General features: G+C 28.9%; 22 protein-coding genes and 1 pseudogene. 10 read left to right on the top strand and 13 right to left on the bottom strand.

From position 1 onward, the window contains the following. Positions 1–31: 31 nt before the first annotated feature. Positions 32–1,474: a nicotinate phosphoribosyltransferase gene (locus HV819_RS09465; RefSeq protein ID WP_154541989.1), complete on the top strand. Its 1,443-nt coding sequence runs from the start codon at positions 32–34 to the stop codon at positions 1,472–1,474. Beyond that, positions 1,474–2,211 carry an SDR family NAD(P)-dependent oxidoreductase gene (locus tag HV819_RS09460; protein ID WP_176270062.1) on the top strand — a complete coding sequence of 246 codons (738 nt, stop codon included), beginning with the start codon at positions 1,474–1,476 and terminating at the stop codon, positions 2,209–2,211. Before HV819_RS09465 ends, HV819_RS09460 begins: the two co-directional genes overlap by 1 nt. A gap of 504 nt (positions 2,212–2,715) precedes the next feature. On the opposite strand, the gene HV819_RS09455 is transcribed toward HV819_RS09460, so the two are convergent. The 8 genes and pseudogenes from HV819_RS09455 to HV819_RS11910 form a co-directional block, all read right to left on the bottom strand. Next, entirely contained in the window at positions 2,716–3,525 is an 810-nt protein-coding gene (locus HV819_RS09455; protein WP_176270061.1) for a Cof-type HAD-IIB family hydrolase, read from the bottom strand. A 14-nt stretch (positions 3,526–3,539) separates the two neighbouring features. Next, the gene (locus tag HV819_RS09450) at positions 3,540–3,998 is read right to left on the bottom strand and encodes a hypothetical protein (protein WP_176270060.1); all 459 of its coding nucleotides are present in this window, start codon (positions 3,996–3,998) and stop codon (positions 3,540–3,542) included. A 316-nt stretch (positions 3,999–4,314) separates the two neighbouring features. Continuing rightward, positions 4,315–5,124: a rhamnulose-1-phosphate aldolase gene (gene rhaD / locus HV819_RS09445; protein WP_154541981.1), complete on the bottom strand. Its 810-nt coding sequence runs from the start codon at positions 5,122–5,124 to the stop codon at positions 4,315–4,317. A 204-nt stretch (positions 5,125–5,328) separates the two neighbouring features. Further along, positions 5,329–6,672, bottom strand: a complete 1,344-nt coding sequence (locus HV819_RS09440) for a PTS galactitol transporter subunit IIC (protein WP_176270059.1) — start codon at positions 6,670–6,672, stop codon at positions 5,329–5,331. Positions 6,673–6,696: 24 nt separating this feature from the next. Continuing rightward, a complete protein-coding gene (locus HV819_RS09435) occupies positions 6,697–6,975 on the bottom strand; it encodes a PTS sugar transporter subunit IIB (protein ID WP_154541977.1) in 279 nt (92 codons plus the stop codon). Between the two features lie 3 nt (positions 6,976–6,978). Beyond that, complete coding sequence (locus tag HV819_RS09430; RefSeq protein WP_154541975.1) at positions 6,979–7,446, bottom strand: PTS sugar transporter subunit IIA; 468 nt, start codon at positions 7,444–7,446, stop codon at positions 6,979–6,981. Positions 7,447–7,546: 100 nt separating this feature from the next. Beyond that, positions 7,547–9,319 carry a BglG family transcription antiterminator gene (locus tag HV819_RS11805; protein WP_176270058.1) on the bottom strand — a complete coding sequence of 591 codons (1,773 nt, stop codon included), beginning with the start codon at positions 9,317–9,319 and terminating at the stop codon, positions 7,547–7,549. A gap of 126 nt (positions 9,320–9,445) precedes the next feature. Then, positions 9,446–9,544 (bottom strand): annotated as a pseudogene (locus HV819_RS11910) (hypothetical protein); the annotation flags it as partial. A gap of 376 nt (positions 9,545–9,920) precedes the next feature. Here HV819_RS11910 and HV819_RS09415 point away from each other — a divergent pair. Beyond that, positions 9,921–10,358, top strand: a complete 438-nt coding sequence (locus HV819_RS09415) for a GNAT family N-acetyltransferase (protein ID WP_176270057.1) — start codon at positions 9,921–9,923, stop codon at positions 10,356–10,358. A gap of 10 nt (positions 10,359–10,368) precedes the next feature. Here the strand turns inward: HV819_RS09415 and HV819_RS09410 are convergent, their stop codons facing one another. Then, positions 10,369–11,571 carry a transcriptional regulator gene (locus HV819_RS09410; RefSeq protein WP_176270056.1) on the bottom strand — a complete coding sequence of 401 codons (1,203 nt, stop codon included), beginning with the start codon at positions 11,569–11,571 and terminating at the stop codon, positions 10,369–10,371. A 160-nt stretch (positions 11,572–11,731) separates the two neighbouring features. On the opposite strand from HV819_RS09410, the gene HV819_RS09405 reads away from it, so the two are divergent. The 3 genes from HV819_RS09405 to HV819_RS09395 are packed head-to-tail and all read left to right on the top strand — an operon-like array spanning position 11,732 to position 14,172. Then, complete coding sequence (locus HV819_RS09405; protein WP_176270055.1) at positions 11,732–12,910, top strand: M20 metallopeptidase family protein; 1,179 nt, start codon at positions 11,732–11,734, stop codon at positions 12,908–12,910. A 9-nt stretch (positions 12,911–12,919) separates the two neighbouring features. Beyond that, positions 12,920–13,717, top strand: a complete 798-nt coding sequence (locus HV819_RS09400; RefSeq protein ID WP_176270054.1) for a DUF3100 domain-containing protein — start codon at positions 12,920–12,922, stop codon at positions 13,715–13,717. Then, positions 13,717–14,172: a hypothetical protein gene (locus HV819_RS09395; protein WP_176270053.1), complete on the top strand. Its 456-nt coding sequence runs from the start codon at positions 13,717–13,719 to the stop codon at positions 14,170–14,172. Before HV819_RS09400 ends, HV819_RS09395 begins: the two co-directional genes overlap by 1 nt. Before the next feature lie 533 nt (positions 14,173–14,705). Here HV819_RS09395 and HV819_RS09390 read toward each other — a convergent pair. The 3 genes from HV819_RS09390 to HV819_RS09380 all read right to left on the bottom strand — a co-directional run bounded on the left by HV819_RS09390 (position 14,706) and on the right by HV819_RS09380 (position 17,843). Then, complete coding sequence (locus tag HV819_RS09390; RefSeq protein ID WP_154541962.1) at positions 14,706–15,050, bottom strand: FMN-binding protein; 345 nt, start codon at positions 15,048–15,050, stop codon at positions 14,706–14,708. A gap of 113 nt (positions 15,051–15,163) precedes the next feature. Continuing rightward, on the bottom strand, positions 15,164–16,540 hold the full coding sequence (gene radA / locus HV819_RS09385; protein WP_154541960.1) for a DNA repair protein RadA: 1,377 nt from the start codon (positions 16,538–16,540) through the stop codon (positions 15,164–15,166). Next, on the bottom strand, positions 16,533–17,843 hold the full coding sequence (locus tag HV819_RS09380) for a glutamate-cysteine ligase family protein (protein ID WP_154541958.1): 1,311 nt from the start codon (positions 17,841–17,843) through the stop codon (positions 16,533–16,535). Before HV819_RS09380 ends, radA begins: the two co-directional genes overlap by 8 nt. 158 nt (positions 17,844–18,001) lie before the next feature. Here HV819_RS09380 and HV819_RS09375 point away from each other — a divergent pair, with 158 nt between their 5' ends. The 4 genes from HV819_RS09375 to HV819_RS09360 all read left to right on the top strand — a co-directional run bounded on the left by HV819_RS09375 (position 18,002) and on the right by HV819_RS09360 (position 20,788). Then, on the top strand, positions 18,002–18,751 hold the full coding sequence (locus HV819_RS09375) for a hypothetical protein (protein ID WP_176270052.1): 750 nt from the start codon (positions 18,002–18,004) through the stop codon (positions 18,749–18,751). 9 nt (positions 18,752–18,760) lie between these two features. Continuing rightward, complete coding sequence (locus tag HV819_RS09370; RefSeq protein WP_154541955.1) at positions 18,761–19,525, top strand: hypothetical protein; 765 nt, start codon at positions 18,761–18,763, stop codon at positions 19,523–19,525. 1 nt (position 19,526) lies between these two features. Continuing rightward, positions 19,527–19,976, top strand: coding sequence for a methylated-DNA--[protein]-cysteine S-methyltransferase (locus HV819_RS09365; RefSeq protein WP_154541954.1), 450 nt, complete (start codon positions 19,527–19,529; stop codon positions 19,974–19,976). 368 nt (positions 19,977–20,344) lie between these two features. Continuing rightward, positions 20,345–20,788: a hypothetical protein gene (locus HV819_RS09360; protein WP_154541953.1), complete on the top strand. Its 444-nt coding sequence runs from the start codon at positions 20,345–20,347 to the stop codon at positions 20,786–20,788. 45 nt (positions 20,789–20,833) lie between these two features. On the opposite strand, the gene HV819_RS09355 is transcribed toward HV819_RS09360, so the two are convergent. Next, the gene (locus tag HV819_RS09355) at positions 20,834–20,998 is read right to left on the bottom strand and encodes a hypothetical protein (protein WP_176270051.1); all 165 of its coding nucleotides are present in this window, start codon (positions 20,996–20,998) and stop codon (positions 20,834–20,836) included. Positions 20,999–21,205: the final 207 nt, after the last annotated feature.

The following is a 21,205-nucleotide window of genomic DNA, read 5'->3' as shown; positions in this document are numbered from 1 at the left end:
TTAAGTTAAAAAGAAAAAAAGAAAGGAAATTATGAATAAAAGAAGAAATTTATCCATGTTAAGTGATTTTTATGAATTCACTATGGCTTATGGATACTTTGAAAGCGGAATGAAAGATACTATTGCTGTATTCGACGCATTTTTCAGGAAAAATCCCGATGATGGAGGTTTTGCCATATTTGCAGGACTCGAGGATATAGTAGAATATGTAGAAAATATTCATTTTGATGAAGAAGATATTGAATATTTTAGAAAAAATACAAACTTTTCAGAAGAATTTTTAGCTTATCTAAAAGACTTTAAGTTTACAGGAGATATTTGGGCCTTTCCAGAAGGTTCTGCCATGTTTCCATCAGAGCCTATTATTACAGTAAAGGCTCCAATAATAGAGGCACAAATATTAGAAACCTACCTACTATTATCTTTAAACTATGGATCTTTGGTTGCAACAAAAACCAATAGGATAGTAAGAGCTGCAAAGGGAAGAACTGTAATGGAATTTGGGGCAAGACGTGCCCAAGGACCTGATGCTTCTGTAAAAGGAGCAAGAGCTGCTTTTATAGCAGGAGCGCCTATCACATCAAATACCCTATCAAGTCAAATGTATGCTTATCCAGCAGGAGGAACTATGGCTCACTCTTGGGTTCAATCATTTGACTCAGAATATGAGGCTTTTTTAGCCTATGCCAAACTTTATCCTAACAATTGTATCCTTCTTGTGGATACATATGATGTTTTAAAACAAGGTATCCCAAATGCAATAAAAGTGTTTAAAGAAGTTTTAGATCCACTAGGTCTAACAGGTGGAATTAGAATTGATTCTGGTGATATAGCATACCTATCAAAAGAGGCAAGGAAGATGCTTGATGATGCGGGTTATAAGAAAGCCACAATAGTTGCATCCAACTCACTTGATGAATATAAAATTGAATCCCTACTTCAACAAGGAGCGGAAATAGACTCTTTTGGTATAGGGGAAAGACTAATCACTGCAAAAAGTGACCCTGTTTTTGGTGGCGTTTATAAACTTTCTCAAATAGAAGATGAGGATGGAAAAAAAGATAAAATCAAAGTTAGTGAGAATGTTGAAAAAATAACAACTCCAGGCCTTAAAGAAGTATATAGACTCTATGATAAAAAAACAGGCAAGGCTGAGGCTGACTATATAACTTTAAAGGACGAAGAAGTTGATGATACCAAGCCTTTGGTAATATTTGATCCTCACTTCACCTGGAAAATGAAGAGAATGGAAAACTATAAATTAAGAAAGATGCAAATTCCAATATTTGAAGATGGTAAGAGAGTTTATAAATCTCCAAAAATCGAAGAAATCAACGAATATTGCAAAGCAGAAGTAAAAAGCTTATGGGATGAAGTAAAAAGATTTGACCAACCTCATAACTACTATGTAGACCTATCACATGACTTATGGAACTTAAAGCAAAATCTCATTATGAAAGCAATGAGTAAATAATGATAGCTATAATTAGTGGAGCAAGTTCTGGTATTGGCTTTGAATTTGCAAAACAAATTGACGATAAGAATTATGAAGAAATCTGGCTTATAGCAAGAAGAGCTGAAAAGCTTAATCATTTAAAAAAAATCCTCAAAACAAGGGCAAAAATACTTGCCCTTGATTTGTGTGAGGAAAAGTCTTTTGAAATAATTGAAGATGAGCTTAAAAAAACAGACAAAAAGATAGGTCTATTGATAAACTCTGCAGGGGTAGGCATTAATGACTATTATAAAAAAACTTCATTAGAAGATGATTTAAGGACTATTGACTTAAATATTAGGGCCTTAATAAGCCTTAGCAAAATAAGCCTTAAATATCTCAAAAAAAATGGAATAATTTTAAATATTTCTTCATCCGCAAGTTTCATTCCTCAACCAAAGTTTGCAATCTATGGGGCAAGTAAGGCATTCGTCCTTTACTATTCAAGGGCTATAAGACGAGAATTTAAGGATATAAAAGTTTCAGTTTTATGTCCAAATAGAGTTATGACAGAATTTATAAAAGATGATGATAAAAAAACTATAAAAGACTTGGGTAATGAAGATATTAAAAAGCTTGTAAGAAAAGCTTTAAAGCAAATGGGAAAAAAGGATATAATAAGCCCCCACCCTCTTTCAAAACTTCTTCTTCTCATATCAAAAGTTATACCCCATTCTTTGATTATGAAATTTGAGAAGATGCTGGGCATGTATTAATTGATTTTTTTTGAATTTAAAGAATGAAAATTTAATATTGAATAAATCATCTAATATTTTGTTTAATTTTGTTTCAAGTATTTTTCTTGGCATAAAAATTCCTCCTGATTGCATTCTCTTTATCCTAATCAGAAGCTTTTAATACACAAATTTATATAGTATCTACTTTTCTACCCCTAGGGGTAGAATTTTTTGCTATATTTTTCTTTTATTATTCTTCAATTTACTTTTTTACTTAATTTATTAGCTAGGATTTGATAAAATATTTATTTTGTTAGATTCAAGTTAATTAAAATAAATTTAATTTCTTCTATATAATTTTATCTCACCCTAGCTAGTTATCCATACGCCTTTTTAATCTTTGTAATATATAGACAATATATCATCTATTTTACTAATTTTATAATAGATCTTTTCAAATTTTTGTTATATATCCTTAAAAAAACTCACTTTATTAGTTTATTTTAATTTAAATTTAGGAATACATTAATAAAGCTTTTTAATTTATAATTCAAAATATTTATTTATAAATTTTGAAACTCCATTATTCAAATTAGAATCAGTTAGATAATCTGACTTCCTTTTCAAAATTTCTTTTGCATTTCCCATTGCTACTGATACTCCAGCAAAATCAAGCATTTCAATATCATTAATATTGTCACCAAAGGCCATTACATTTTCTCTTTTTAGTTTTAAATACTTACATAAAGTTACTAAACCTTGACCCTTTCCTGAGTTTTTATTAAGAATTTCCAAGCTAAAAGTCTCGTTTCTCATTAGCTTATATTCCTTAGATAGTCTTTGATAATTATAATTTTCAAACCTATCAATTTCTTCTTTTTTTCCCATTATATTTATCCTACAAATGGGTTCGTTATTATATTCTTTTAGTTTTCCACTTTCCATTTTTAAAATTTTTTGGTCATGAATAAATGCTTCATTATAAATAATGTTATCATTATATAATTTACTGTCAGTATAAAATGCAACTTGTAAATCTTTAAAAGGCTTAGTTAAATTTATCAATTTACTATAATCTTCAACAGTCAAAGCATTTAACTTTATATATTCACTTTCTACATTAGGCTTTATTATAGAACCCGTATTAGTTATAGAATAATTATTTTTTCCAATCAAATCAAGATCTACTAAAAACCTTTTAAATCCTTGATATGGTCTTCCAGTACATATTACTATTTGAAATCCTCTGTCTGATAATTTCTTGATAGAGTTTATATTCTCTTTGGATAGTTCCCTATTTCCATCTAACAAAGTTCCATCTAAATCAAAGGCTATTAACTTTATAGGTCTCATTGTATCATACATTTTTAATTGTAGTAGGAGCTTAACGCTTCATATAGCTGTTTACTATTTAATTCAGCAAATGCCTTACTTACTTTTGCCTTTCCTGTTTTTACAAAGGATAGTTTTGTCCCTAAAAAAGATAGTACACTTTCATTAAAATCTATTCCCATTTTTAAAAATATTTTTCCAATATCCTTTTTTATATGATTATAATTTTCTTTCTTAGATGATAAATGTAGTATAAACACAATTTCTATCGCACAACCATCAAGTATTTTATCTTCTATATATTCTAAGAAAAGTGATAAATATCTACCACTTTCTGCTATTAATATTTCCGCCTTATCTTTTTTTAGACTATCTTTTCTTCTTGATATTCCAAAATAATAATTTAGTAATTGATATTTATGTGCATGAGTTTTATTAACCCCTTCGACTAATTCCTTCCTATAATTCTCTGGATTGTTAATAATTTTTTTCATATTCATTCCTAATTCTATATTTGTATATAAGTTATTTTGTATTTTAAATAAATTTATATACAAATTTAATATCTCTGTAAAATATTAATTATTTCAAAACAATACTTACAAATTAATAAAGGGGGCTTTCGCAAAATGAATTAATCATTCTAAAATAATTACAAGCCTCTTTTTGACAATTTGACCTCTATGAGTGACATGCTATTCTCAAAATAATATATAAGTAACTTGTAATGATTAACGTTAGAAATTCATAATTTTGCAACGACCCCTTATATTAAATAACTATTACCAGCATTAGTATCTTAATAATTATTTAGTTAAATATATCCTCTCTAGCTTTAAGACCTAGACTCTCAGCAAAATCTTTTATTTGTTGATCTGAAAGTCCCTCTGTCTTTCTAATAGTTAATGTATCTAAATAAATTCCTGCTGCTTTGTTAACAGTCTCTATTAATCCAAAACAATCTTGATAACTTTTGCCAGATGCCATTACTCCATGACTATCCCAAACTACTATTCTAGAAGTCTTCAATTTTTTTGCGGTTGCACTTCCTATAGATTCTGTTCCAGGTAGTTGCCAAGGCACAACTCCTATTCCATCATTAAATACATAAACACCTTCTGTTAAAACCCTCCACAAGGGAAGTGTATAAGCTTTGTCAGTTGCTTCTAAAACTAAACCTAACTTAACAATATTTGTAGCATGGTTATGAAGTATAACTTTATGATTTGGATCAATTTCTAATCTTGAGCTATGGGATAAAGTATGCAAATAAAACTCACTCGTTGGTTTATTATTTTCTTCAAACCCCCATACTATGGTATATCCTTTTTCTGTTATTTTTACAACTCCAATATCTGTTCTTAAATTATCTTTTAACGTTCTAAAATGGCTTCCACTAGCTGTTATCAAAATATATCTACCAACTAAATTATCAGGCATATTAGGAATTTCAACGTTACGTTCTAAAGATTTATCTAATTTTATTTTGGATACCTCGTAATCAGAAAGTAAATAGCTTACATTTCCACCGTTGTATTCATCCCATCCCCTCTTCCACATATCATAAGTTATATCAGCAATTCCTCTAACAGGTTCTGATTCAATAAAATTATTTTTCAAAATTAACTCCTTTTTACTTATTAATTAAGTTATTAATCCTTTTTTTGATTCTTGTCAAAATCTAAAAACAAAGTTTCTTTTCCTTTGTAATTAACTACAAGAGCTAAAATTAATGATATAATTGTTGCAATTATAGATTTATTAAATAATCCGTAAAAAAACAAGATTAAACTTAAAACCAATAGAATCTTCCAAATAGTTTTTCTACTCATTCATTAACTCTAAATTATATTTCTTTCTATTCTTTATTAGTAATATATATAAAACTATGAATACTACAAAACCAATTATAGCTATTACATCTCCATTAAATCCGTTAACTAATAAATATCTTAAAATCGGTCCTTCGAATGTACTCCAACCTATCATTTGTTGACCAGCTGCTAGAGTACCTGTTTCTTCAGCTAACCTAGTCATGTAAGGTGCAAAATATGTTGCTCCATATAAGAATATTGGAGCGGTCCATATACCATGAATTATCATTCTAAGAACATTTCCATTTGTTAGTAATAAAGCAGCAACTACAAATGATAAATTTATAATACCTGCGAATGGTAAAACTTTATTTCCTGGTAAAATTAATGAGAACAATAGAAGAAATGGTATTGTAATTATTACTGATACCCACAACTCATTTCTACCACCAAGAATAGGCCAATCAAGTCCAATATATATATCTGCATCTTGTCCATATTTCTTTTTCATGAAATCAGAAACTGCTTCGGATATAGGTGAAAGTGCTTCTGAAAATAGTTTTGATACCATTGGAAATAAAGTAAGCGCTGTAGCGGCTTGAACTGATAGTATTAAAGAATCTTTAATTCCATATCCTGCCAATACTCCTAAACCCAAACCTATTATGGCACCCATTACTGAATTTTCACCAAAAATTCCTATCTTCTCTCTAATTGCACTTGAATCTAATTCCTTATTTAATAAGGGTATTTTTTTTAGCAATTCATCAACCGGGTACATTATTACTGCAAATAGTGATATGAAGTGCGGCACTGTAACATTTGGTATGCCTGTTAATCTTTCAATCTCAGGTTGCCAAGCATCTCCTAATTTTAACTCTAAGAATATTAATATAGATGCTGCTACAAAACCCAATATTACATTATTTGTAAAATATGATACTAAAATAGCACTAAATATTTTATTCCATACATTCCATAAATCTACATTTAAAGTTTTTGTTTGTTTTGTAACTAGCATTATTATGTTTATAAAAATCTGTAATGGAAATACTAGAAATGCAAGAGGCCATGCCCATGTTATAGATGCTGCCCCTGGCCAACCAATATCTACTGCAGGTAAAGAAATACCTGTATTTTGTGACATAGCTTTAGCTGCACCACCCATTGTTGATCCCATATAGTCTATAAGTAAGCTCATACCAGTGAAAGCTATACCAATTGTAAGTCCAGCTTTAAAGGCATCTTTAACTTTCATTTTCATAATCAATCCGATAACAAACATTAATAATGGCATAAATACAGCTGCGCCCATATCAAGTATGTAATTGATTACACTAGCTAAAAGATCCATGTTTTCCTCCCATAAATTTATTTATTATTTATTAATATAATCTATTATTTTTTCTAATTCTTGTTCCATACCAATACCTGTTAAAAATGCAATTCCATTAAATACAGGTATTCCATAATCTTTTTCTGGCTTAACTATTGATACATATGCATCCGCATTTTTTATATGATAATCTAAAGATTTCATATCTACTGCATCAACCTTTACTCTAATTCCTTTTTTTTCTAATTCTCTTTCCAATTTTGAAGCAACCGTTTGACTTGTTGCTACTCCTGAACCGCATGCTACTATAATTCTTTTCATTCTTTACTCCTTTATTAAATTTTCTAATTCTTCTTTTATTTCATTACCGCTTTTTGAATTTTTTATTTTCTTTAACAATTCTTTGTCACTAAATATACTCATTAATTTAACTAATAATGGCACTTGTGATTTGGGGTCAGCTACAGCAAGCATAAATACCAAATCAACTCCTATATTTTCATTTGGATCTTCCATATTTTTAAATTCAACCTTATTCGATAGGGTAGCTACTGCTATAGCAGCTGATTTTACATGTTTTGGGTCAGTATGAGGTATTGCAACTTTTATTTCACCAGTGTTAAGTCCTGTAGGATACTTTAATTCTCTCTCCCTGACCGCATCAAAAAATGTTTTATTCACTTTGTCAGATTCCATCATTTTATCTGACATAAATTTCAATAATTCGTCTCTATCTTTAAATTTACAATTTAAAAATATCAAATCTTCTCTAATTTCTATCTGATTTTCCATATATTGCATAAATTTATAATAAAATTACAAATCTATATATCCCTTCCTTTCTTTCTTATTCACTTTTCATATAAAATTTATTATGATAAATATTAATTGTTTACTTATTTATCAAATAATTATATTTTACAATTGTTTTTTTCATTTCTTTTCTAGTTCTAGCAAGTTCTAATGAATTCTTAAATTCTTTAACTTTGAGTAGATTTATAAGTTCAAATAGTGCTTTTAAATGATCCTTATTTTCATCAACTGCTAGAATACAAACGTATTTAATTGGATCAAATCTTGGTGAGCCGAAATTAACCGGTTTTTTTAATCTAGCAAGTGATAGAGATGTTTTAATAACATTTTCAGAAATATTTCCATGAGGTAATGCAAAGTTTTCACTTATTACAATATATGGCCCATATTTTTCTATATTTTCAATCATCTCATTTATATACTCTTCATTTATATATTTTTTATCTAATAAAATCTGGCTAGCCATTTTTATAGAATCTTTCCAATTTTTTGGACAAATATCTAAAACTATATTATCTTCTGTTAGCAAATCATCCAAGCTTTGACCTTCCTGTATATCTACATCTTCTAAAAATATTTTATTATTATATTCATAATTGTTTATTAATTTAGAATCATTTGAATTAAAATTATAATTTGAAATTAGTAATCTTCCTTTTTCATATATATAATCAGATATTTTCTTATGGTCTACTTCATTAATCAAAGGTGAAACTTTAAGATAGTCATCAGTGATATTACTTAAATCAACTGTAGTTATGATTATGTCTATTGATTCCAAATCTATACAATTTAATTGGTGGCTAGTAGTGTTTCCAATTATTTTAAAATTAAATAAATCCCTTAATTTATTGTTTAATAACTGGCTTGTACCTATACCTGAATTACAGACAACTAAAACCCTTAGTTTTTTACATACTTGATCTATTATCCTTTCAAAAGAAGCATAAATATAGATAACTATATAGGAAATCTCTACATCACTTATATCTCTTTCTAAGTATTTAGAAAGAATATAAGAATTTTTTTTGATTTTTTCAAATAAATCCTTCTTTTCTTCAATAATTGATCTTAGCTCTGGATAATCTATTATATCTGCTCCTCCATGTAGAGTCATTCTTTCAACATGAAGCGATAAACTTTCAAATAATTTATAATCTAAATAGAAGGGTATAGATAACTCATTAGATATTACATCAATTAATTCTCTGGTCATAAATTGAACACTTATGGAATCATTTGCATTGCTATTAACAACTTTATATTGTAATTTTGATATTAATATATCTAAATAATTAACTTCATTAGTTTTATTTTTAATATCAAAATACTCACATATATGCCTGTATAAACTAATTGACAAATCACTTACTGAATTTCCTTTAAAATATTTATTTTTTTCTTTTTCACTATTAATATTTAAAGAAATATACAATAAATATAATGATAGTATGTTGAACGAATTTTCTGAGAATATAATATTATGCCTATATTCTGCTTCTCCGATTATATTGCGAATAGTTTTCTTATCATCTTCTATCTTTAAAGCTATATCATTATAGTTTTTTTTGATCCAATTTAATAATATTATAAATAAATAATAGCTTTTTATTAAACTATCAATAAAAAATATATTTTTGTTATATGAATTCCCACTTAACTTAATTCCCTTACCTGATCTACTCACAATTTTTAAATTATTTTTACTATTAAACTTAATTAAATCGTCTAAGTCGGATGTAATTGTAGAACGAGATATCATCATAATATCAGCCAATTTTTGCTTTGTTATATAATCATTAGATAGAAATAATATAAGTGATTCAACTAATAATCTTTCTGATTTATCCATTGTATAAGTGTAAAAATTTAAATTTTTAATAACTTTACTAATCTGTTCTTTATTTTTAACTTTTAAACAACCGTCTTGACTATCAATTTTTTCAATAGAGTCTGAAAGGAAATGTGTGTTAATATATTTGATATCATCATTTATTGTTCTTTCACTTACCTTATATCTGTCTTTTAGAAAATGTAGTGAAATAGGATCATTTGTATCTAAAATTATAGATAATATCTCTAATCTTCGTTTATTTATATTATCACCTTCCTTCCAACTAAATAATATAATAGTATTGAAAAACTAACAAGTACAAAAGTTTTCCGACGTTGGAAGTTAAATGTACGAAGTTAATTATTGTAAATGTAATAAATTACAATACTTCAAAAGTTCTATTTTTTTACTACTATTTATTAAGTTATCTACTTTAGAATATTAATTTTAAATTTCCATTATTTGTGATATAATCATTTAAATTAAGCTTTCTATTATTAATAGATATTATAAGCATTCACCATCTTTCAAATTTTCTTCTAATTATATCAAAATCTATGTCCCATTTTGATTATGAAATTTGAGAAGATATTTAATTTATACTAAATTGGAGAAATCTATGAAATCATTTGTAAAAGCATATAAAGATTTAGAAAAAGATGAGCTTTATGAGATATTAAAGTTAAGAGAAAAAGTATTTAAAATAGAGCAAAATTCCCAATATACAGACTTGGATAATCTTGATAAAGAAGCTATTCATATTTTTATAAAAGATGATGGAATAATAAAAGCCTATGCAAGACTAATTGAGAAGGATAAAAATAAAAAGATAGGAAAACTTGCGAGGGTTATTTCAAGAAAAAAAACTTATGGAAGAAAGATATGTGAAATTGCTATAAAAACTGCCTTTGATGATTTAAAACTTAATGAAATTTTTATAGAAGCACAGGTCCAAGCTATGGGTTTTTATGAAAAACTAGGCTTTGAAAAAACATCAAAACCCTATGATTATGCTGGTATTAATCATATTGATATGATACTTAAAAAGGACTATTAATAGTCCTTTTTTAAAATAATATTTCTATACACTTTTGTGGTCTTCCGCTTGTTTGAGAATTGGCGTTTGCATCTTTAGCATAACCTTTTTCGACCAATATATCCATAATTCTTACAGCTGATCTTCTTGTAAGGGAAAGAAGCTTTGCCATTTCACTAGATCTTATCTTCTTATCACTCTTATTGCATACAAAAGTCGATATATTATAAAGGTGCTTTTTTAAAATCCCTGTATTTTCTGATATTTTATTTATATCACCTGATGCTGATATTTTTTTATTTTTCATAAGGTCATATTTTTCAAGAGAAATTCCATCATAGTAAATTATCCTATAAGTTTCATCTATGAATTTCTTGGCATATTGAGAATTTTTAATGGCTTGATTTATTGTATCTCCACCAGAAAGCAAAAGAGATAAGTCTGTTTGATGATTCCTTAAAAAGGTCTTTGCATTATTGAGAGTATACTTTCTTAAAAGTCCCTTATTTGAAATAATAATTCTTTCTTCATCTTGCTTAAATAATATTCCATCAACTAAGATAGAGTAATCTTTAATAAGCTTGTTATTATAGTCATTATCCTCCCCTTTAAAATTGTGAACTATAAAGCTTTTGTTAGAAGCCTCCTTACTTTTTATATCATTTATAAGATAAGTAAGGTCATTTTTTATATCAAGCTTGGTAACTCTTAGTCTAAACACTGGTATTTCAAGCTTTTTTAGGATATTATAAGAATAACCAAAAGCTGTAAAAACACAGTCAATTTTTCCCTCCTTAAAAAGTCTTATATGATTTGATAGATAAAAGTCCTCGTCATATTTTGGCTTATTTTTTAGAACATAGTATCTTTCAAAATCTAATTCAAATTCTTCTACCAAGTCATCGACTAAACTTTTTTCAACTACATCAAAACTTGGACAATTAAACTTAATTCCCAATTCTACATAATTAAAGAAAGCCTCGCTTAAACTCACAACAGATCTATGAGCATAAGTCATAGGAACATTTATAGAAAAATTTCTACTAAGCTCATAAAAAACACCTATACCTGTTGCAAATATTCCATCTATATCATCAGGCAATGCTTTTATATCCTGCTTTATAAGGGTAGTATCATCTATTATAATCTCTTTTGTTTCTATAGAATCTATTCCATCAATGATATTTTTAATTTTATTTAAAGATTCGTCTGTACCTACTATTAATATTTTCATGATTTTATTATATCATAGTATTTTTGAAAAATAATTTGCAATTTTTAGTGAATTAATTTATAATTAATTTAAGACATGATTAGGACATAGAACTTCCTAATATAAGTCTATTAAGAATTTATTTTTACACTGTGAAAACGAATCCAAGAGAGGAGAAAAAATGGATGTAATTAAACTTGCAAAAGAAAATGAAGATTTATGTATCGAAATGAGAAGAGAACTTCACAAGATTCCAGAGCTTGAGCTTGAATTACCAAAGACTGTTAAGTATGTCAAATCAAAGCTTGATGAATTTGGCATCAAATACACTGAAATGATTAATGGAAATGCTCTTGTAGCAAATATATATGGTGATAGTGAAGGAAAATGTCTTGCAATAAGGGCAGATATCGATGCTCTTCCAATCCAAGAAGAAACTGGCCTTCCTTTTGCTTCAACCCACAAGGGGAAAATGCACGCTTGTGGTCATGATTCACACACAGCCATAGCCCTTACAGCTGCAAAAATCTTAAATGAAAATAGGGATAAACTCAAGGGAGTCGTTAAATTTATTTTTCAACCAGGAGAGGAAGTTCCAGGTGGTGCAAAACCTATGATTGAAGAAGGTTGTCTTGAAAATCCAAAAGTAGAACATATCATAGGTATGCATGGTGGATGGCTATCAGATATACCTCATGGGAAGATAGGATTTAAGGATAATGAGCTTATGGCATCTATGGATATATTTTCTATAAAAGTTAAGGGAAAAGGTGGGCATGGTGCCAATCCTCAAAACGCTATAGATCCAATAATTATATCTGCAGAAATCCTTATGGGCCTTCAAAAAATCATATCAAGAGAAATAGCTCCTGTAGATTCTGGTCTTGTATCTGTATGTAAAATTGAAGGTGGATATACACAAAATATTATTCCAAACGAAGTAAATATGCTTGGTACAGCAAGAGCCCTTGATGAAGATATAAGGGATAAAATAGAAAAAAGAATTTCTGAGATAGCTGAGGGTATAGCAAAAACTTATGGTGCTAGTGCTGAGACTTTTTATGAGAGATTCTACCCAGTTCTTAAAAATGACCCAGAGTTTAACAGTTTTGTTAAGGAAAATACTAGGAAAATTTTTCCAGATGATATATTTGAACTTGAAAAACCAACCATGGGTGGAGAAGATATGGCTTTCTACCTTAAAGAAGTCCCAGGAACCTTCCTATTTTTATCAAACTTAAAAGAAGCAGCAGACGGAGAAAAATACTCTAACCACAATCCTAAGTTTGACTTAGACGAATCGCTATTTTATAAGGGTGTTTCAATATTTTTAAAAACAGCCTTTGAATTTTTATCTTAGGAGTAAGTAATGGAAAAAATGAATCTTAAAAAAGACTACAGGATGCATGTAGTTGTTATAGCAGTTGCAATCCTTGCAGAACTTATAGGCGCAAAAACTTTATCTATAAGAGGAATAAATATAGTATTCTCACCATTAATATGGTCTATGCTTATAGTATTTCTAATATTTATGTCTCCTTTAAAGCTTGTAAAAAGAGAAGATGCCCCTTCTGCAAATAACATGATGAGTATTATGCTTGCAGTTTTGATAGCGAAACTTGGAGTAACAAGCGGAGCCCAAATTGAGGCTATAAAAGAGGCGGGTCTTGCTCTTGTTTTACAAAACTTTGGTAATCTTGGTACCATAATAATTTCTCTTCCAATAGCCCTAATTTTAGGTCTTAAAAGAGAGTCAATTGGTATGTGCCATGCCCTATCAAGAGAATCAAACGTTGGTCTTATTCAAGATACTTACGGAGCAGAATCAGCTGAATTTAGAGGAGTAATGGCAGTTTATATCATAGGAACAATTCTTGGACCTATAGTGCTTAGTGTCCTATCATCTATAACAATTTCACTTAATGTGGTATCTCCACTTGCAGCCGCGATGGGAACAGGAGCAGGCTCTGCATCAATGATGACAGCAGGACTTGGAGCTTTAATTGCAAACCATCCAGAACTTGAAGCACAGATGACAGCCTTTGCTGGACTTTCAAACTTGATTTCATCAGTCATAGCCTTACCACTTGGAGCTTTCATAGGACTTCCTTTGACAGAATTTTTATATAATAAACTTAACTTCTTTAGAAGAAAGGATAAGAAATAATGGAAAAAATAAAAACTGAAATGCCAAATATTTTTATGGCCCTAGCCTTTACAGTAGTTGTATCTACTATATGTAACATAGTAGGATATGAGTTTAATATTATGCAATCTCTCCCAGGTATGATTATACTTGCAGCTTTATGTATAGCTGGCTATTCCCTATCCTTTATAGTTCCTATCAAAAAAATATCCTCAGTATTGTGGATATCAATTCTTGCCATATTTCTAGCAAGTCCTATATCCCCAATATCAGAACTTATTATAAAATATGTTGGAAATATAAATCTGAATGCAATAACAACACCAATCTTAGCCTATGCTGGAATAATCATAGGTAAGGACTGGGGAGCTTTTAAAGAAGTTGGAGTTAAGGGTATTATTGTTTCAATCTTTGTAATTATAGGAACTTTCCTAATATCATCACTTATGGGTGACTTCTTTATGGGTATATTCTAAAAATATTAATCAAAATCACTTGTTCATCTTGTAGTTTGCACAAGCGCCTATAAGAAACATATACCTGCACCCTATCGGGGCTTTGATTATTCTGTCACATAAGACTATCCCAAACTTGATATATCCCCTCTTTACTAGACAATGAAACTGACCCCAAAAATCGAAAAAACAACTTGGAAGGTCAGCTCAGAATATCACAATTATAATTTATGGAGGCTTTTTGCTACTTCAAGCTAAAGTTTTTCCCCCACCTGCTGCATAGCAGGTGGATTTTTGTTTCACTCGAATCCGCTCGCTTAACTTACTAAAGTAGATAATTAAAAACAAGGAAGTAGTAGTTCTACTTCCTTGTGAATGATTGTGTTTATTTTATCTACCAACACTATTTGACAAAGATCCACAAAAAAGGCTGTTGCAGGATGAATTAATCCTTTAAATATAATTCAAAATCTCAAAAAAGCCTTAGGACTTATTTAAAATTATACAAGAATAAAAATTCATGATTTTGCAACAGCTACTTTTTCTATACTATATTATTTTGCATTTGCGATAGCTTCATCTACTGCTTTAAGAAAGGCCTCAGATGAAACTGTAGCTCCAGATACTGATTCAATATCAGCTGTAGAATCTTTTCCCTTTAATTTTTCTGTTAACTCATCAAGGGCAACTTCTCCTACTTTATCTGTTTCTTCAGATTTTCTTTCTATATTTACAATTTTTCCAGCATCATCGAGCTTTACTGTAACTTCAATATTACCACCATATCCTTCAGCTGAAGCTGTGCCAGTTTTTGCTGCTTCTGCACTATCTTTACTCTTTCCACAAGCTGTAAGGGCAAGGGCAAGCACCCCAACTGCAATTATTTTCTTTATATGCATAATCTTATCTCCTTTATAATTATCTTTAAGTTAAGTACTTTCATAAAAATTATACTATATTTTTATTTTTAATACAATAAAAGAGGCTATTTTACGCCATTATTTTACAAATATTAGGAAAAAATATCTCCTATAACTTCTCTAATATTTTTCATATCTTTTATCTCTAAAGTTTTAAAATCTTTCTTATCAACTGAATTTCTTGCAATATATGCTCTTTTATAGCCCAATCTTTCAAGCTCTTTTAACCTAGACCTTATTTGAGGAACTTTTTTAAGCTCTCCTGTAAGACCAACCTCAGCTATAAAGACTGTCTTATTGTCTATGGGTTTTTTAAGATAAGATGATGCAATTGAAACCATTATAGCAAGATTTACTGATTGCTCTCTTAATTTAAGTCCTCCTGTTGCCTTTATTATTACATTTTCATCAAAAAGATTTATTCCTGCTCTTTCTTGTAAGATTGAAATTAGGGTATTAAGCTGATCTTTCCTAAGACTATCTCCTATCCTTTGTGGATATGGCATAAAAGACTTTGAAACTAAAGATTCTATTTCAACTTCAAGAAGCCTCGTACCCTCTTTCATAACTGAAATTGCAGAACCTTCTATAGATTCATCTCTTTCTGTTATAAAATATTCTGATGGGTTTGTTATCTCTATTAGGCCTTCTTCTTGCATCGAAAAAAGTCCAACTTCACCGGTTGGCCCAAACCTATTTTTAGTTGCAGTAAGCATCCTTAAGTCCTCTTCGCTTTCTCCATCAAGAACTAATACTGTATCAACCAAATGTTCAAGTGTTCTTAGGCCAGCCATCTCACCTGTTTTGTTCATATGTCCTACCATTATAAAAGCCCTTTTATTTTCAGGATTTTTGGCAATTTCTACACACTTATTGGCGCACTCTACGCTTTGAGTAGGAGAACCTTGTTTATTGTCAAACTCAGCCAAGGCGAAAGTTTGAATAGAATCTAGGATAATAATTTGAACATCTCTTTTTTCAATCTCCCTTATAGCAAGATCCATAGAGTTTGTAGATAAAATCCAAATATTTTTGGAGATATCTCCTATTATCCTATCCGCCCTTGATTTAATTTGACTTTCAGATTCCTCTCCTGATATATACATAACCCTTATTCCCTTTTTGGCAAAAGATGCTGAAAGTTGCAATAAAAGGGTTGATTTACCAGCACCTGGCCTTGCTGTAAGAATTGATACAGAATCTTTTACAAGACCACCACCTATTGCCCTGTCAAACTCATCATAGGATGATTTTATCCTTTCAGATTCGTCTACCCTTATATCAGATAAAAGCCTTGCCTGATTCGAATCATCAAGGGTTAAGGAAGTATTTTTAGCTTTTTGACTTTCTTTTGTAACAGTCTTTTCTATAAGACTTCCCCACTTGCCACACTCAGGACACTTTCCTGCCCATACATTTTGAACATGGCCACAGTTTTTACATTCATAAGCTTTTTTAAGCTTAGGCATCAATATCTCCTAATCTGTAATTTACAGAAAATCTTTCTACTGCCTTTTTTGGATCTTCATCATATATTTTTTTAAACTTATCTCTTAGACTTTCTTTTTCATCCACTAAATTTTTAATACAATCAAGGTAAGATTTTTCATCATCTGAAAGTCCATTTGAGGCTAAAGCTATTAGGTAATCTAGCCATTCATAAACCTTTTTACCATCATATTTCGCAAAAAATCCCTTATATTTTGTATCTTTTTTAAGTTTTTCACACTTTGTATAGGTCATATTTGAAAATTCTTCTCTTAACTTATTTAAATTTTCTTCATTGTAAAAAAGTCCTTTCATTAAGGCTGCAAATGAAAGATTATATGGGTAAGGCACAGCATCTGGCATCCTTATTTCTATATATCTTTTGGTTCTTACATCTGGAAATACTATGGATAAGGCATGAAATATCATCTTATCTGATGAATCTTCATCTAATATTTCAGAAAACTTAGTAGCACCCTTGTATATATCTTCTCCATCCTTATTAATAAAGATAATATCTGTATTTAAAATCTTATCTGCATATTTTCCATATGATAAGTCATCATCAAAGGCAAAGTCATAGACTCCTGTCCTTTGTGGATCACAATATTCCCATATTTGTTGGCGAAGGTTTCTATATTTATAAGCTTTGCCTTCAAATATATAAGAATTATCATAAAGAGTATACATAAATGAAGATAGCGCATTTGCTACGAAAAATTTCTTTTTAAAATCTTCTTCATCAGAAAAGTCAATGGCTGTTTGGACACTAGCAGACCCTCTCATCATATTTATTGAAGTCTTTCCTCCATATTTTAAAAAGTATTCTTGCATATACCTATACCTATCCTTAGGTATTATATTTAAATCTCTTACCTTAGTTTTTGGATGATAGCCTAAAGTTAAAAGATATTGACCCTTTTGTTCATATATAGGGATAATATCTTTCATTATTTTTTTATAAGATTCATCCAAATCTTTTAGACTTTTCTTTGCATCTATAGCAAGTTCAAATTGACCTGCTGGCTCAAGGTTAATAGCAACATCATCATGTCTTAGTCCTAGTATATAACCTTCTTCCTCGCTTTCTACACTAAAGCCCATATCTTTTAGTCTTTTTAAGGTATCCCCTACTCCCTTATCACCAAAATAATCATAAGAGTCAAGACTTTCCTTATCTATAGTAAAATGTTCCATTTCTAGACCAGTTTTATACTCATCTTTTCCTTTTTCTCCCTTTTTAATATAGGAGATTATTAAATCTCTTTTTTCATAATAATTCATGGTCTTATCCTCCAAAATCCTTATAAACTACTAACTATAATTATACCCAAACTATTTCAATAATTAATTATTTTATCAATTTTCCTATAATTTTAAAGATATTTGTAAAAATCTCACATAAGCCTTAAAATATAAGAAAGAAATAAAAGGAGTGACTTATGAGAAAGAAATTACTCACAATCCTTTTTTTAGGGCTTGTTCTGAGCTCTTGTAAGGGGAATAAAAACAAAATAGATAATGATTCTTCTATTGAAGTTAAGAATGATATTTCTAGCAAGAAAGATATAAAAGATAGGTTAAAAACTGATAAAAAAGATATCAATGATAGATTAGTATCTAATAAGGATGAAAAACAAGATAAAAAAGTTAAAAGTGATATAAAAAGAAATGGTCAATACCAAGATATATATGATAGGCTAAAGGGTGTAAAATTCAATATAAAAGGTGGGTCTATGGTAGAAGCTCTTTACTTTTATAGGGATGGATACTTTGATGGCGTAGAAAAGGGTGGAAATGGTGGACACGTATCAATCGCTCTTTATAATGGAAAGTTTGATATTACAAAAAAACTATCAGATACTTCTTACAACCTAACTCTTCAAAGACTAGATTCTGATATAAATGTGGGAGAAGAAAAAAATATTAAAATAAATGGCTATGATAACACCTTCCACTATACTGATTCTATAGCTATGCCAAAAGAAGATGTAGGAAGTGATTATACTCTCTATCTACCTGAAACAAAATATTCTGATTTGAGTGAAGATGCCATTAGTTTTATAAAAATGATGAGAAGAGAAAACTCTGAAACAAAGTTTGATTCAAACGAAAAAATAGGAGTTTTTCTAATAGGACATAAACTTAATGATAAACCAGGTTCTACTTACTTTTTAGAATTTGAGAAATAGGAGCTAATAATGAAACATAAAAAATTATTAATAACAAGTCTTCTTTTACTAGTACCTTTTATTTCAAAGGCTAGTAAATTAGAAGATATAAAAGATATAAGAGGAGAAAAAAACTACTTCCAAGACCTTATGCTTGATAATATCAATATGCATATAGATATAAGTGAGTTTAAAAAATATGGGATAGATCCTAAGGAATATGGGATAAATATAGACACTAACAATAATATCTATATTGATGCCAATGATAAAGGGGATGAAAATTCTAATAAAACACCTGCTATTATAAAAGAACTAGACCAAAAGAAATTCATCCTAAGCTCTGGGACAGGTGACTGGTCAACAGAACTTATATTTACAGACAATAAAGGAAATTTTACCATAAAATATTTAGACGATGATGCTAGTGTAAGGTATATTTCAGAAGGAAAGGGTAGATTTAGCCTAGATAAAAAAGTAAATGATACAACTTATATTCTTAACTTGGAAGATTTTAAAGTAACCAGCCCTACTGGAGAAGTTGATTCTAAAGCGGATAAAAAAATCGAGTATTATAAAATGCCTCATGGTCTAGAAGCAAAAGATAATGATGATAAGCTAAGTAAAAAATTTACCCTATATCTTCCAAAAAGAAAAAGAAGTGAAATGAGTAATCAAGTAAATGAATGGATAAATCGTCGTGGAGGACATAAGTATATAGATGATTATGAATCTAGAATATTTATTCTTGTAAACAATGATTCAATTTTTCCTTTCTTAGAGGATGTAAAGTAAAATGAGAGCCTACTATAAAAAAGATGACCTTATTTTTGAAATAGGATATGAGGATATAGTTAATGAGATAAAATTAGTAGAAAAGGTTGAAAAAGACAACAAACCCTCCCTTGTATCTGACTATGCCTTTAGGGAAATCACCCTTTATCTTGATGGAAAATTAAAAAAATTTTCCTTTCCTATAAAACTTAAGGGGACTGATTTTCAAAAAAGAGTTTGGGAAAAACTTTTAGAAATTCCCTATGGAAAAACTATAACCTACAAAGAAATAGGGCAGTCTTTAGACTCTAAAGCCTATAGGGCTATAGGTTCTGCTTGTGGCAAAAATCCACTTGTAATAAGAGTACCCTGCCACAGGGTTCTTTCTCAAAAAGGACTTGGAGGATATCTTTACGGACTTGATTTAAAAAGAAAATTACTCAAATTAGAAAATAAAAACTTTTATATATAACGAATCTTTAGATAAAAATATAAGCGATAATGCATCCAATATCAGAATAAAAAAACAAAAAATTGTTATAGAATGGCATTATTCGTGATAGTGGTTTGATAATATTGGACGAAGTAACTAGTAATATAAATTAAGGAAAGAATAAAGATAAAACTTAGATATTTAAGTTCGGAAAACCAAATGCAGTATAGCTACAATTTTCTCCTATAGAAAGATATTTAGGATATAAAAAAACAAATACAAATATTTCTAAATATCTCTGATAAAAAGTCCAACTTTTTGTGGTCACTTTATATCGCTTTTAACTTATAAGGCTTTTATTATATAGTAAATATAAATAAAAAGTATTAAAGATTAGAGGAGTTCTTATGAAATATATAATTATTTGTCTTTTGATTTTTGGTATTATTTACCTTATGAAGATAAGAAAAAAGATTGAATTATTAGCCTTTTCAAGGTATATATTTTCTATTATAAGCCTGGGACTTTTTCTAATCTTACTTTTGATAATCTATAAATATTCTCCTACATTCATAGATTTTTTAATAGTAAGTTTAATATCCATACTTTTTCAATTGAATATAAAACTTCAAGGCCTCAGTTCTGGTGGACTTTATGTGATAAAGGGATCACCCTTTCTTAGTCAATTTATAGAATACAGGGATATTAAAAATTTTGAAATAATTGATAAAAAATCCTATCTTATTTTAAGAATAAGGGCTTACGGAACTTATTTTGATTTAAATTTTAAAAAAGATGAGCTAGAGAAAATAAAAAACTTTATGTCTAAAGTAAAAGACTTGGAGAGTTAAGCTTCCAAACCTTTTTTAATTATCTTCAAACTAAATCCATTAATCTTAATCCTTATATTTTCTCAAAAATATGAAAGATGCAAAAACTGGTATTAAAGGAAGAAAGGCAAGTTCTCTATTTTTACCTACTTTTGCAAGATAAAACCATAAAAATATGGCTAATATTACAAATAATATATTTAAAGATCTAAAAATTTTTCTATTCTCCATATCTCCTCCTTAGTTTTTAAATATACTTTTATTCCTTTATATTTAGCTATTTAAATATATATTAACACTTGATTTTATAATAACACATACTTATACACTTTTAAATTATCAAAAAAATAATTTTTCACTATTATTTCAAAATAAATTGCTAATATTAGCTCTTATATTATAAGTATTTAAATAATTTTGTTATTTTAATTTACTTTT

The sequence above is a fragment of the Anaerococcus faecalis genome (assembly GCF_013371425.1).
In the GTDB taxonomy this organism is placed as follows: Bacteria; Bacillota; Clostridia; order Tissierellales; family Peptoniphilaceae; genus Anaerococcus; species Anaerococcus porci.
Note: the sequence above shows the minus strand (reverse complement) of the source record. Positions and strands in the feature narration are given on the sequence as shown.

Coding starts and splice junctions, on each gene's coding strand:
- HV819_RS09465 (WP_154541989.1), top strand. CDS start 32: ATGAATAAAAGAAGAAATTTATCCATGTTAAGTGATTTTTATGAATTC.
- HV819_RS09460 (WP_176270062.1), top strand. CDS start 1,474: ATGATAGCTATAATTAGTGGAGCAAGTTCTGGTATTGGCTTTGAATTT.
- HV819_RS09455 (WP_176270061.1), bottom strand. CDS start 3,525: ATGAGACCTATAAAGTTAATAGCCTTTGATTTAGATGGAACTTTGTTA.
- HV819_RS09450 (WP_176270060.1), bottom strand. CDS start 3,998: ATGAAAAAAATTATTAACAATCCAGAGAATTATAGGAAGGAATTAGTC.
- HV819_RS09440 (WP_176270059.1), bottom strand. CDS start 6,672: ATGGATCTTTTAGCTAGTGTAATCAATTACATACTTGATATGGGCGCA.
- HV819_RS09435 (WP_154541977.1), bottom strand. CDS start 6,975: ATGAAAAGAATTATAGTAGCATGCGGTTCAGGAGTAGCAACAAGTCAA.
- HV819_RS09430 (WP_154541975.1), bottom strand. CDS start 7,446: ATGGAAAATCAGATAGAAATTAGAGAAGATTTGATATTTTTAAATTGT.
- HV819_RS11805 (WP_176270058.1), bottom strand. CDS start 9,319: ATGGATAAATCAGAAAGATTATTAGTTGAATCACTTATATTATTTCTA.
- HV819_RS09415 (WP_176270057.1), top strand. CDS start 9,921: ATGAAATCATTTGTAAAAGCATATAAAGATTTAGAAAAAGATGAGCTT.
- HV819_RS09410 (WP_176270056.1), bottom strand. CDS start 11,571: ATGAAAATATTAATAGTAGGTACAGACGAATCTTTAAATAAAATTAAA.
- HV819_RS09405 (WP_176270055.1), top strand. CDS start 11,732: ATGGATGTAATTAAACTTGCAAAAGAAAATGAAGATTTATGTATCGAA.
- HV819_RS09400 (WP_176270054.1), top strand. CDS start 12,920: ATGGAAAAAATGAATCTTAAAAAAGACTACAGGATGCATGTAGTTGTT.
- HV819_RS09395 (WP_176270053.1), top strand. CDS start 13,717: ATGGAAAAAATAAAAACTGAAATGCCAAATATTTTTATGGCCCTAGCC.
- HV819_RS09390 (WP_154541962.1), bottom strand. CDS start 15,050: ATGCATATAAAGAAAATAATTGCAGTTGGGGTGCTTGCCCTTGCCCTT.
- radA (WP_154541960.1), bottom strand. CDS start 16,540: ATGCCTAAGCTTAAAAAAGCTTATGAATGTAAAAACTGTGGCCATGTT.
- HV819_RS09380 (WP_154541958.1), bottom strand. CDS start 17,843: ATGAATTATTATGAAAAAAGAGATTTAATAATCTCCTATATTAAAAAG.
- HV819_RS09375 (WP_176270052.1), top strand. CDS start 18,002: ATGAGAAAGAAATTACTCACAATCCTTTTTTTAGGGCTTGTTCTGAGC.
- HV819_RS09370 (WP_154541955.1), top strand. CDS start 18,761: ATGAAACATAAAAAATTATTAATAACAAGTCTTCTTTTACTAGTACCT.
- HV819_RS09365 (WP_154541954.1), top strand. CDS start 19,527: ATGAGAGCCTACTATAAAAAAGATGACCTTATTTTTGAAATAGGATAT.
- HV819_RS09360 (WP_154541953.1), top strand. CDS start 20,345: ATGAAATATATAATTATTTGTCTTTTGATTTTTGGTATTATTTACCTT.
- HV819_RS09355 (WP_176270051.1), bottom strand. CDS start 20,998: ATGGAGAATAGAAAAATTTTTAGATCTTTAAATATATTATTTGTAATA.